Origin of the sequence: Pontibacter chinhatensis, assembly GCF_900113285.1 — a bacterium.
Taxonomy (GTDB): Bacteria; Bacteroidota; Bacteroidia; order Cytophagales; family Hymenobacteraceae; genus Pontibacter; species Pontibacter chinhatensis.
The window spans coordinates 68,502-80,423 of record NZ_FOOT01000003.1; the positions used below are offsets into that span (position 1 = coordinate 68,502).

Genomic DNA, 11,922 nt, shown 5'->3' on the forward strand with positions numbered 1-11,922 from the left:
AACCTACGACCATATCGATGGACAGAATCTATACTTTCCGCATCAGCCTGATACTGCTATGCCTGGCCCTGCTGACCCTGCCACAGACGCAGGCGCAGCAGAACACCGCCGCCACCCTCCAGAAACTCGACGCCTATTACCAGAAGGCCCTGAAAGACTGGGACGTGCCGGGCATGGCCATCGCCATCGTTAGAAATGACTCCGTGATTTTTGCCAAAGGCTACGGTGTGCTCGATAATAAGAAGGGCGGCCAGGTAGACGCTAACACCGTTTTCGGCATCGCCTCTAACTCCAAAGCCTACACCGCCGCCGCATTGGCCACCCTGGTAGACCAGGGCAAGCTGGAGTGGGACGACAAAGTGAAGCAGTACGTGCCCTACCTGCAGCTCTACGACCCGTTCGTGACAGAGAACCTGACCATCGAGGACCTGCTGAGCCACCGCTCCGGCTTCCAGACCTTCAGCGGCGACTTGCTCTGGTACAACACCACCTACAGCCGCCCCCAGATAGTGGAGCGCATGCGCTACCTGAAACCTACGTACAGCTTCCGCGACGGCTACGGCTACTCCAACCTGATGTTTATCGTGGCTGGTGAGGTAATTGAGAAAGTGAGCGGCAAAACCTGGGAAAACTACATTAAAGAGACTTTCTTCCAGCCGCTGGGCATGAGCCGTTCCTATACTTCTGTAAATGAGCTGAAAGGCGTACAGAACGTGGCCTCGCCGCACGGCAACGATGAAAACCGCAAGCCCGTGGTTACCACTCTCAACGCCTGGGACAACTGGAACCCGGCTGCCGGCATTTTTACCAGCGTCAACCAGCAGGCCCAGTGGATGCGCCTGCAGCTGAACCGCGGCAAGTATAACAACAAGGAGATCTTCAGCGAGGAGGCCAGCCGCAACATGTGGACGATGCACAACCCCTTCCCGGTAAGTAAACAATCCGAGGAGCTGGTGCCTTCCACGCACTTTGTGGGTGCCGGCCTGGGCTGGTTTGTGAGCGACTACCAGGGCCGCAAGCAAGTGTACCACGGCGGCGGGCACGAGGGCATGAACAGCCGCACGGTGCTGGTGCCGGAGGAGAACCTGGGCATGGTCATCCTGACCAACAGCATGAGCAGCATCATGACCCCGCTCGGTAACTATACGTTGGATCAGCTACTGGGCGTGGAGAATGGCCGCGACTGGAGCCAGTTTTACCTAGACAGAGCCGCCGAGGCCCGCAAAGCCGAGGCTGCCGCTGCCGCCAAGGCGCCAAAAGAGAAGAAAGCCAAAAAGAGCAAGCCCGCCCGTGACCTGCAGGACTACGCTGGCACCTACCACAGCAAGCTCTACGGCAACGCCACCATCAGCCTGAAAGAAGGCAAACTGCACCTGCAGCTGGAGCCGGCACCAGTGCTAAGCGGCACCCTCCACTTCTGGCAGCACGATATCTTTAACCTCGATTGGAAAAACGATTATGCCCTGCTCACGCCAACCAACGTGCGCTTTATCACCGGTGAGGACGGGAGTATAACCCAGCTGCGCCTGGATGCCGACAACCCGGACTTCCACTTCAGTGAGCTGGAATTTGAGAAGGTGAAGTAACAGCAGGCGCTGTAAAGTATAAAAGGCCATACTTTCGTATGGCCTTTTTCTTTTAGTGGTACGGTTGTTAGTAGCTTACCAACACTGCTATGGTGCCAGCCACCGCAAAGTAAGCGGCGATAATCAGGTATGCTAGGGTTTCCTGGTCTTTGTAAACATTTTTCATGGCAATCAGCGTAAAAATTTTCACATATAAAGTTCCGTTATGATTTTGTCTTTATTGTGTATACGCCGCTTTGCTTACAAATGTTAGGGTATAAATTATTGACTTTCTAAGGGTTAAATCCCTATTGCTGTACTTTTAAAGGATATTTTCTGCTGCAGAAGTAGCTGCTGCTATGGTACTGCTTTTTTGTGGACCTACAACCGTAACAGCAGCTGTTGCCGCGCCTGCTTCAGCAGCCGGAGGGGCAGCGGCAGGTGGTTGTACTTCAAGGTATAAAATGGCGCCGGCACCGGCCCAAAGCTTTCGTAAAAGCCAGCTATACTTTCTATCATCGGGCTCTCGAAGTCCAGGGTTTGCGGGGTGTTGGCGTTGCGTTGGATGAGGTCGTCGAGAAGCAGGGTGCGGCCATTGCTTTTCCGCCCGCTGCTGTCGGCTGCGTTAAAGATGTAGACGATGTAGCCGCCATAGTATAAAAACAGCGCGCCCGCCGTGATGCTTCCGTCTTCCGTTAACGTATAAAGCAACTCGGCTATCCCCTTTTCCACACAGGCTGTGTATAACTGGCGCAGCGTGTCGTAGGCCGCCTCATCCACCCCACCGTATACTTTGTGCGCGATGTTCTGCCGGAACAGGCCGATGAGCGGCTCGATGTCCTTGCTTGGGGTGAGGCGCAGCTTTTCGCGGCGAGCTTTGTTAAGATTATACTTGCGGTCGCGGTTGTAGCCTTTCCAGAGCTGCTCGTAAGGCTTGTTCAAATCCAGGTACAAGGTATAAACCGGCTGCAGTTCTTCCTGCTTTATACTTTGCAGGGGAGCGGAATTGCCGGTGCAGAACGCGTAGCCCGAGGTATACTTGAAGTGCTGCTGCACCAGCGCCAGAAATGCCTTTGCTTGCTCCGGCCTCAGCTCCTGTCGCGCGTAAATGCCCAACTGTTGGCAGAAGAGCGGCTGCTGCAAGTATAAAATGCCATACTTGCGGCGCACCGGCAGCGGCATCACACAAGTATAAACTACCCCCTCCTGCTCCACCACCGCCTGCCATCCCGGCGACACCACATCCAGGTACCACGTGAGCGCATACACCTGCCGCTGGTCAGAGGCTTCCACACAGGCGTCCCAGGCGGCTTTGTCGATCTCGTTATGCTGGAGTAGCTGGGCCACAGGCATTGGTTTATACTTCCTCGGCCACGCCGGAGGCAAAGAAGGTGCGGTATACTTTCATCCGCAGGTTGCGGATGATTTTGACGTAAAGTGGCAGGCCGTTGTGGCGCAGGGCAAAGTACTTGACCCGGTGCGCCCCAAAGCTGGCGTAGAAGTGCTCTATCTGCTCAATCATCGGGCTCTCAAAATCAAGGGTATAGCTCGTGCCCGCGTGCTGCCGGATAATCTCATCGAGCACCAACGTGCGCCCATTCGCTACGCGCCCCTCCTCATCGGCGGAGTTAAAGGCGTAGCTAATAACATTGTTATACTTGAAGAACAGGCAGCCAGCGTTCACTTCTCCGCCGGAGGTAGTATAAATCAGCTGGGCCACGCCACGCTCCTGCATCACCCCGAACAAATCGCGTAGCATCTGGTAGGTGCTCTCGGCCACGCCGCCCACCACCTTGTGCTCGATGTGCTTTTTAAAGTGCTCGATCAGCGGCTCGATATCATCGCTCTCGAACATGCTCAGGTTAGCCCGCTGCGCCCGCTTCAGGTTCATCTTGCGGTCGCGGGTGTAGTTTTTGTAGAGCTCCGGGTAGGGTTTGTCCAGCTTCAGGTAGCGGGTGTAGCGGGCAACCAGGTCATAGGTATCCTGCAGCTGCTCCAGGCTGCCGGTGTCGCTTTTGTTAAAGCGGTAGCTGTGGATAAACTTGTAGCGCCCGGTGGTCAGCTCCAGCATTTTCTCGCGCACACCGGGACTGCTTTGGTGCGTGGTAAAAACACCCAGCTGGTGCGTGTGGTAAGGCTGGCTCAGGTACGGGAAACCCATTTTCTGGGTACCTGGCAGCGGCATTACCGTTATATATTGCCCGGCCTGCTCTTCCACCAGTGCCTGCCAGCCTGGCGCCACCACATCCAGAAACCACGACAGGGCATACACCATGTTATCGGCAGAGGCCGTGATGCAGGCGTCCCATCTGGTTTTGTCTATCTGCTCGTGGCGGAGGTACCTTATCATACGTTACTGCGGTATTGCGCCCGCCACAGCTTGCCGGCAGGCCATTAGGCAAACTTAATCATTTTTAGGCTGATGATTGCGCTACGAAAGTCTGTTAAAAGAGCAGGGGCTGCACCCGATTGGAGTGCAGCCCCTGCTTATACGGTACTGTTCGTAAATCTAAGCCATCACCAGCATGTGACTGATAAAACCACCCACAATAAAATAAGTAGCAACGATTACGTTTACCAGAGAATCATTCAGTACAACTTTTTTCATGATGTTTAAATAGTTTTGAGGTTAGTTTATATAGTGAGACGTAAATGCTGCATCCAGTTGCCTGACAGAAGGTTACCATTCTACCTAAGCAAGCGATGCAAATAAATATAAGATAAATTAAATATACAAATTATAGTATGTTATTGCTTTTGATTTATACTTTCCCCGCAGCACCTCATCCCTGAATATTACAAACGCCTTATTACCAGCTACATCACCAAAACATGTTTGGGTTGAAAAGAATGCAATAAAATTTTTTTAAAATATTTTTCAGATTGTCGCTATAACCTGCCGTTTATCAACCAGTTATCCCCGTAACACGGCATAAAAAAGCCCCCGCAACCTGTGGCTGCGGGGGCTTTTCATACTTTATACTTTCAGGATTACACCAGCTTCTTATAGCGGATACGCTTCGGCTCCACATCGCCCATGCGCTTCTTCTTGTTCTCCTCGTACTCGGTGTAGTTACCCTCGAACCAGTACACCTGCGAGTCGCCTTCAAAAGCAAGGATGTGCGTACAGATGCGGTCCAGGAACCAGCGGTCGTGGGAGATGATAACGGCGCAGCCGGCAAAGTTCTCCAGGGCGTCTTCCAGGGCCCGGATCGCGTTCACGTCCAGGTCGTTGGTCGGTTCGTCGAGGAGCAGCAGGTTACCGCCTTCTTTCAGCGTCATGGCCAGGTGCACGCGGTTGCGCTCCCCACCCGACAGTTTGTCTACTTTCTTCTCCTGATCAGCGCCCGAGAAGTTGAACTTGCTTACGTAAGCGCGGGAGTTCACCTGGCGGCCGGCCATCATCATGTGCTCGGTACCACCCGAAATCACCTCAAACACCGACTTGCTCGGGTCCAGGTTGGCGTGCTCCTGGTCTACGTACGATATCTGCACGGTAGAGCCCACGCTGAAATCGCCCGCATCCGGCTTCTCCTGGCCTGTTATGAGCTTAAACAGGGTTGTTTTACCGGCACCGTTCGGGCCGATGATGCCCACAATACCACCCTGCGGCAAGGCAAAGCTCAGGTTCTCGAAGAGGAGTTTATCGCCGTAGGCCTTGCTGATGCTGTGTGCCTCGATGACCTGCGCACCCAAACGTGGGCCATCCGGGATAAACAGCTCCAGCTTTTCTTCCTTCTGCTTCGCGTCCTCGCCGGCAAGCTTGTCGTACTGGCTGATACGGGCCTTAGACTTGGCATGGCGGGCTTTTGGGGCCATACGCACCCACTCCAACTCGCGCTGCAATGTTTTCTGGCGCTTGCTTTCTGTTTTCTCCTCAGCAGCCAGGCGGCTAGCCTTCTGCTCCAGCCAGCTGCTGTAGTTGCCTTTCCACGGAATACCTTCGCCACGATCCAGCTCCAGAATCCAGCCAGCCACGTTGTCGAGGAAGTAGCGGTCGTGGGTTACGGCGATAACGGTGCCTTTATACTGCTGCAGGTGCTGCTCCAGCCAATCCACCGACTCAGCGTCCAGGTGGTTGGTTGGCTCGTCCAGCAGCAGTACGTCCGGCTCCTGCAACAGCAGGCGGCAAAGGGCCACGCGGCGCTTCTCACCACCCGACAGGTTGCCGATCAGGGCGTCCTCCGGCGGCGTGCGCAGCGCATCCATGGCGCGCTCCAGGCGGTTGTCCAGTTCCCAGGCATTCAGCTGGTCGAGTTTCTCCTGCACGTTGCCCTGGCGTTCGATGAGTTTGTTCATCTCATCGTCCGTCATCTCCTCGCCAAACTTCATGTTAATCTCGTCGAACTCCCTCAGCAGGGCCACCACTTCGCTCACGCCTTCCTCTACCACCTCGCGCACGGTCTTGGTAGGGTCCAGTTGCGGCTCCTGCTCCAGGTAGCCCACGGTGTAGCCCGGGCTCCATACTACCTCGCCTTGTATTTCCTTGTCTACGCCCGCAATGATTTTGAGCAAGCTGGACTTACCAGAGCCGTTAAGGCCCAGCACGCCGATTTTGGCACCATAGAAAAAGGAAAGGTAGATATTCTTCAGTACTTGTTTCTTTGGAGGGTAAATCTTACTCACCCCGGCCATCGAAAAAATAATGGTTTCGTTGCTCATGCTTTATCTGATATAGTGTTTTGCTTATATGTTCTGTAACAAAGGTACTGACTTTTAGTTGCCAAAGCAGCTTTGCGGGCGGCGCGGCTATCCGCCTGATTACTATTAACGTAAGGAATGACAAATATCGCAAAAATTCATGTCTCGGTACTTCACAAAAGTGCTTTGAAATCCTTAAACTTGTAAAAATCTGTATGGGTAAGGTACGCGCTTACTGATCCTGCACGAGTTACTGCCAGCCGCGCCAAACGCTAATGGCAAGCCTGCGTATGCAAAGATTAGTTTACTTCCGTTGCCTTACCCGGTAATTACTATACGACCCATAACCTAATCCAGTAAAATGGAACACAACAACTTATTGGAAGAAGCCAAGAAGTTTGGTTTTACCCAGGACCAGCAAGTGTGGCTAAAGCCCTTTATGAACTACCCCGCCCGTAGGGTAGGCGAAGTGAAAGAGTCCGAGGATGACTCGCTGGTATACTTTGCCAAGCGTTTCGAGATGTTTAGCGAGAAGGTGAACAACCTGCTGCAGCGCATCGAAACCTCCGATAACAAAGGCTCTTTCCTGATGAAAGTGCTGCACATGAAGGAGCAGGTGGGCAACTACGACGCCCTCGGCGACTTTGAGCAAATCTACCACATCCTGAGCAAGGCCGAGGAGGAGATAAACGAGACCATCCGCCAGAACCGCGAGAAAAACCTTAGCATCAAAGTAGGCCTGATACAGGAGGCTGAGGCCCAGCAGGAAAGCATCGAGTGGAAGGAGACGACCGAGAAGATGAAGGATCTGCGCACGGCCTGGATCAAGACCGGACCGGTGGAGAAAGAGCTGACCGACGAGATCGAGGCCCGCTTCCGGGATGCCGTGGAAGGCTTCTTCGAGCGCAAGAAGAACTTCTTTGAGGACAAAAAGCGCATGCAGAGCCGCGCTTATGACCGCTACCGGGAGCTCATCAACCAGTCGTATGCCCTGCAGGAGTCGGAGGACTGGGAAGGCACCACGGCCAAGCTGAAGCAACTGCAGAACGAGTGGAAAGACGTGGGCGGCAACCTGCCGCGCAAAACCATGACCAACCTCTGGAACAGCTTCCGCAAGGCCCATAACCACTTCTTCGAGCGCCTTAAGCGCAAGATACAGAAGGAAAAGAACGCCTCGCGCGATCAGTTTTACGAGCAGAACTATGCCCAGAAGCAGCAACTGGCCAGCGAGGCTGAGCAACTGCTGCAGGACATGAGCCTGAACGACGCCGTTCGGCGCGCCAAGGAACTGCAGGCCGAGTGGAAGAAGGTTGGCCCGGTTCGCCCGGAAGTATCAGATCTGGTGTGGGAGCGCTTCATCAAAGCCTGCGACCGCGTGTTTGAGATGAGCAGCCTTGAGCACTACATCCGCAAGCGCCAGCAGACGAACGGCGAGTCGCTTTCTGAAACAGACGGGCTGCAGGCACGCATCACGGCCCTTAGAGATTTTATTAAATCAGACAAAAACGAGCTGGAGGTGCTCGAGTCTAACCTGGACAAGCTGAACGACTCGCCGAGCAACGAGGCCTTCCGCAACATGCTCAAGGGCAAGATCCGGAACTTCAACCGTAAGATCGGCACCAAGACCTCGCTGATCGAGATGTTCCAGAGCCAGCTGAGCGCTATCTCCCGCTAAACCAAGGCATTGCCTATACTTTATCAAAAAACGCCTGCTGCCGCTGCAGCAGGCGTTTTTTGCTTTTTCCCCCATTCCCTGCGCTTCTTCTTACGCCCTATGTTATAATTTAACCATGGAGGCTAAAATTTCTGCGTTACGAATGAACATTTGTGCTTTATTTGCGTTGTGTTGGTAAAACAGACAAAAAAGCAATAAATATTTGGTAAAAATTTTTGTTCTTGTTTTTATTTATACTTTTGCGACTATATACAAACGCCAATAAGTTAAAGGAGAAAATACTATGTACTGGACACTTGAATTAGCTTCTTACCTGGAGGATGCACCCTGGCCAGCCACTAAAGATGAGCTGATCGATTACTCTATTCGCTCTGGTGCCCCGATGGAGGTTGTAGAGAACCTGCAGGCCCTTGAGGACGACGGTCAGCCTTATGAGAACATTGAAGAAATCTGGCCTGACTATCCTACCAAGGAGGATTTCATGTTTAACGAAGACGAGTACTAATAATTAGTAATTGCTAATGAATAATGAGTAATTGCGCCTGAGGTAGAACCTCTGCATTATGATTCATTAGTCATTCATCATTACTCATTGATTAACGTCGTCACAGTAAAAAATCTGGTTGCGGGTTATGGCCATCGTGTGCTAATCCGCAACCTTTCTTTTTCTGTGCCCTCCCCTTCCTTTGTCGCCATTATCGGGCATAATGGCGCTGGCAAAACCACCCTCTTCCGCGCCTTTCAGGGCAAAATAGCGTACCAGGGCGAAATACTGGTGCAGAACCAGAACCTGCGCCACCTCTCTAACCCATCCGGCAGGGGCCTGGTGGCCTACCTTCCGCAAAAAGCGGCCGTCAACTTTCCCATTAAAGTACACGACCTGGTGGTGATGGGACTGTTCCGCAAGAAGCGCTTTTTCGAGAATTATTCTTCCGAGGATTATGCGTTGGCGGCCCGGGTGCTGGAGCAACTGCAGCTGTCACACCTCCTGAACCACGACTTTACCACCCTTTCCGGCGGCGAGCAGCAACTAGTCTGGCTGGCCCAGCTGATGCTGCAGGACGCCGGCATCAACCTGCTGGACGAGCCCACGCAGCAACTTGATGTCTACTACAAGAACAAGGTTTTCGGCTTATTGCAAGACTGGGTAGAAGCGCGTGGCAAGACCGTGCTGTGCATCACGCACGACCTGCAAAACCTGGCAAACATGCGGGGCTTCCTGCTGAACCTCTCTAAACCAAACCCTGTCCTAGAGCCGCTATCCCCGGAAACGGTGCAGGAGAACCAGGCTTTTCTGGAGGCGGGTCGACAGGCAGTAGTGTAGAGACTTAAAGGTTATAAGGGAATTCTATACTCTATACTTCTTTTCCGGCTCTTCCTGGCGCAGGTCTTTAGCCTTGTGCCCGCTATGGTGTCGAATCTCTGACTCGACTGGCTTGAAAAGCCATGTTTTATACTTTGGCTATAATTTCATACTTGAGCTATACTTGCTGGTTTATACTTTCGCTGGCGCGTGCTTGCAGCTCGTGTCTTTTATACTCGCTGCTATACTTCCATCCACTGCTTCCTTTTGCTTGAACCAAGCTATATTTTCTAGCCTCCGTTAATCCTCCAGATTTACATACCTATTGTTGCATTTATACTTTGGTGCCCTCAAGGCCGGGAGGCCTCGCCTTGGGGGTAGGGGCCCTCGATAAGGGCATCGCGCGGTGTACATTTCCTTTGCTACCCTTCGGTCGCAATGCCCTGGACGGGCACCGGAAATCTAGAAGGCGCTCAACCCAAAGGCTGGGATAAGGTCGATAGCTGCTGCTTTTGCTATGCAACAAGTATCAACTGTCCCCTTGAGGGGGCCATAAGGGGTGTAATCGTTAATGGGAATTCCCCTCCTCGGAGCGCTAGGGGTGGGTTTATACTTCGTAGGGACAGGTCGCGCCCTGTCCGCGCAAGGGCAGCAACTATAAAACTTATACTTCAGCCAAAGTAACTACAGAGAATTCCCCGCCTTAGCCAAAGAGGGGCCTGAGGTAGTTGGACTTGGTATTTTATACTTTCCCTGCAAAGGCCTCGGCCAATATAAGGTCCTCGGGGGTAGTGATTTTGATGTTGCGGTAACTGCCCTCTACCAGCGTGATACGTTCGCCTATACTTTCTACCACGGAGGCGTCATCGGTGAAGTGCTCCTGCTCCGGCTGCTCGTAGGCTCTGCGAAGGATGCTTGCCTGGAAAACCTGCGGGGTTTGCACCAGTTTATATTTGGCACGCGGCACGGCACGACTCGTCTCCCCTACCAGCTCCCGGATAGAGTCTTTCGGCGAAACGGTCACCACGGCACTTCCATACTTTGCGGCAGCCTCGTAAGCGGCACGAATGGTGTCTACTTCCACAAATGGGCGCACCCCGTCGTGTACCGCCACAAGCCCCTCACCCATAACGGCACCTAACCCGTTCTTAACAGAGCCGAAGCGCGTAGCACCGCCCGGCACCATCATGTGGAACAGCCTGAAATGATGCTTTTGGCAGAGGCTGCGCCAGGTAGTTAGCTGCTCCTGCGGCAACACGACAATTAGCCTGACGCCCGGGTTATACTCATAAAAGCGCTCGATGGTGTGCATCAAAATAGGTTTACCCGCCACTTCAATAAACTGCTTCGGTATATCTTGCTGCATACGGGTGCCGCTGCCACCGGCCACTATAATTGCGTACTCAGGAGTCTGTGCCATGGGGTAAAGTTAGAAAGTTGTTTGGAGTTTGGGAGTTAGAGAGTTTAGAAGTTTGAGAGTTGTAATACTTCGCATCATTCATTTCTGCCGCCACAGGTGTAGCAAAAGTATAACCTGTAGTTAACGTTACAGTATCAGAGCCCATTCACTCAATCATTCAAAATTAATAAAGCCCCGGCTTTTGGGGCCGGGGCTTTATACTTTGGAAGTAGGTTTATACTTACAGGATCAGCATTACGTCGCCGTAGCTGAAGAAGCGGTAATTCTCTTTGATGGCCTCCTCGTAGGCTTTCATGACAAGGTCGTAACCACCGAAGGCAGCAGCCATCATCAGCAGCGTGCTCTCTGGCATATGGAAGTTGGTTACCAGCGCATTGGCTATCTTAAAGTCGTACGGAGGGAAGATAAAACGGTCGGTCCAGCCCTCGTTGCTCTTCAGGCGGTTGCTGGCCGATACAGACGACTCCAGGGCACGCATAGTAGTAGTACCGATGGCGCACACACGTTTCTTGTTATCCAGAGCCTTGTTTACGCGCTCAGCAGTAGTGGCAGGAACGATAAAGTTCTCCGAGTCCATCTTGTGCTTGGTCAGGTCTTCCACATCTACCGGGCGGAAAGTGCCCAGGCCCACGTGCAGCGTAATCGGCTCCACGTCCACACCTTTAATCTCCAGGCGCTTCAGCACCTCTTTGGTAAAATGCAGGCCAGCTGTTGGAGCAGCCACGGCGCCTACGTTCTTGGCATACACCGTCTGGTAACGCTCGCGGTCCTCTGGTTCAGCCTCGCGCTTGATGTACTTCGGAAGTGGCGTCTCGCCCAGGTCGTTGATGGTTTTGTAGAATTCCTCGTCCGGGCCGTCGAACAGAAACTTAATCGTGCGGCCACGGGAAGTGGTGTTGTCAATAACCTCGGCTACCAGATCGCTGTCGCCGAAGTATAGCTTGTTGCCCACGCGGATCTTGCGGGCCGGATCTACCAGCACGTCCCACAGGTGGATGTCTTTGTTCAGCTCGCGCAGCAGGAAAACCTCGATCTTCGCCCCTGTCTTCTCCTTGTTGCCGTACAGGCGGGCCGGGAACACCTTCGTGTCGTTCACCACCATCACGTCGCCCTCGTCGAAGTACTCCAGGATGTCTTTGAAAACACGGTGCTCGATTTTACCGGTGTCGCGGTGCACTACCATCATGCGGGACTCGTCGCGGTTCTCGGCAGGGTGTGTGGCCAGGTAACTTTCAGGAAGATCGAATTTAAATTCAGATAATTTCATATATCAAATATTACGGTATTTGGTTCTTATACTTGCAGGGGATTTCTAATT

At 53.0% G+C, this 11,922-nt stretch carries 9 protein-coding genes; 4 read left to right on the forward strand and 5 right to left on the reverse strand.

What is annotated here, in order from left to right; translation table 11 throughout:
• The first annotated feature begins 17 nt into the window (after nucleotides 1-17).
• Entirely contained in the window at nucleotides 18-1,586 is a 1,569-nt protein-coding gene (locus BM040_RS09455) for a serine hydrolase (protein ID WP_092100503.1), read from the forward strand.
• A gap of 360 nt (nucleotides 1,587-1,946) precedes the next feature.
• Here BM040_RS09455 and BM040_RS09460 read toward each other — a convergent pair whose 3' ends face one another.
• From BM040_RS09460 to ettA, 3 genes are all read right to left on the reverse strand, one after another.
• On the reverse strand, nucleotides 1,947-2,912 hold the full coding sequence (locus tag BM040_RS09460) for a GNAT family N-acetyltransferase (protein ID WP_175491029.1): 966 nt from the start codon (nucleotides 2,910-2,912) through the stop codon (nucleotides 1,947-1,949).
• Between the two features lie 10 nt (nucleotides 2,913-2,922).
• The gene (locus tag BM040_RS09465) at nucleotides 2,923-3,915 is read right to left on the reverse strand and encodes a GNAT family N-acetyltransferase (protein WP_092100507.1); all 993 of its coding nucleotides are present in this window, start codon (nucleotides 3,913-3,915) and stop codon (nucleotides 2,923-2,925) included.
• A 641-nt stretch (nucleotides 3,916-4,556) separates the two neighbouring features.
• Entirely contained in the window at nucleotides 4,557-6,227 is a 1,671-nt protein-coding gene (gene ettA, locus BM040_RS09470; protein WP_092100509.1) for an energy-dependent translational throttle protein EttA, read from the reverse strand.
• Between the two features lie 340 nt (nucleotides 6,228-6,567).
• Between ettA and BM040_RS09475 the strand changes: the two genes are divergently transcribed.
• The 3 genes from BM040_RS09475 (at nucleotide 6,568) to BM040_RS09485 (ending at nucleotide 9,205) form a co-directional block, all read left to right on the forward strand.
• A complete protein-coding gene (locus tag BM040_RS09475; RefSeq protein WP_092100511.1) occupies nucleotides 6,568-7,881 on the forward strand; it encodes a DUF349 domain-containing protein in 1,314 nt (437 codons plus the stop codon).
• Between the two features lie 283 nt (nucleotides 7,882-8,164).
• The gene (locus BM040_RS09480; RefSeq protein WP_007652164.1) at nucleotides 8,165-8,386 is read left to right on the forward strand and encodes a DUF2795 domain-containing protein; all 222 of its coding nucleotides are present in this window, start codon (nucleotides 8,165-8,167) and stop codon (nucleotides 8,384-8,386) included.
• A 138-nt stretch (nucleotides 8,387-8,524) separates the two neighbouring features.
• Entirely contained in the window at nucleotides 8,525-9,205 is a 681-nt protein-coding gene (locus BM040_RS09485; RefSeq protein ID WP_245756168.1) for an ABC transporter ATP-binding protein, read from the forward strand.
• A gap of 721 nt (nucleotides 9,206-9,926) precedes the next feature.
• On the opposite strand, the gene BM040_RS09490 is transcribed toward BM040_RS09485, so the two are convergent.
• Both BM040_RS09490 and queA read right to left on the reverse strand, forming a co-directional pair.
• A complete protein-coding gene (locus tag BM040_RS09490) occupies nucleotides 9,927-10,604 on the reverse strand; it encodes a 2-C-methyl-D-erythritol 4-phosphate cytidylyltransferase (RefSeq protein WP_092100515.1) in 678 nt (225 codons plus the stop codon).
• Between the two features lie 220 nt (nucleotides 10,605-10,824).
• Complete coding sequence (gene queA / locus BM040_RS09495; protein ID WP_092100517.1) at nucleotides 10,825-11,871, reverse strand: tRNA preQ1(34) S-adenosylmethionine ribosyltransferase-isomerase QueA; 1,047 nt, start codon at nucleotides 11,869-11,871, stop codon at nucleotides 10,825-10,827.
• Between the last annotated feature and the right edge of the window lie 51 nt (nucleotides 11,872-11,922).

Excerpts from the sequence above, each read along its gene's own strand:
- BM040_RS09455 (WP_092100503.1), top strand. The coding sequence starts at position 18 with ATGGACAGAATCTATACTTTCCGCATCAGCCTGATACTGCTATGCCTG.
- ettA (WP_092100509.1), bottom strand. The coding sequence starts at position 6,227 with ATGAGCAACGAAACCATTATTTTTTCGATGGCCGGGGTGAGTAAGATT.
- BM040_RS09475 (WP_092100511.1), top strand. The coding sequence starts at position 6,568 with ATGGAACACAACAACTTATTGGAAGAAGCCAAGAAGTTTGGTTTTACC.
- BM040_RS09490 (WP_092100515.1), bottom strand. The coding sequence starts at position 10,604 with ATGGCACAGACTCCTGAGTACGCAATTATAGTGGCCGGTGGCAGCGGC.
- BM040_RS09480 (WP_007652164.1), top strand. The coding sequence starts at position 8,165 with ATGTACTGGACACTTGAATTAGCTTCTTACCTGGAGGATGCACCCTGG.
- BM040_RS09465 (WP_092100507.1), bottom strand. The coding sequence starts at position 3,915 with ATGATAAGGTACCTCCGCCACGAGCAGATAGACAAAACCAGATGGGAC.
- queA (WP_092100517.1), bottom strand. The coding sequence starts at position 11,871 with ATGAAATTATCTGAATTTAAATTCGATCTTCCTGAAAGTTACCTGGCC.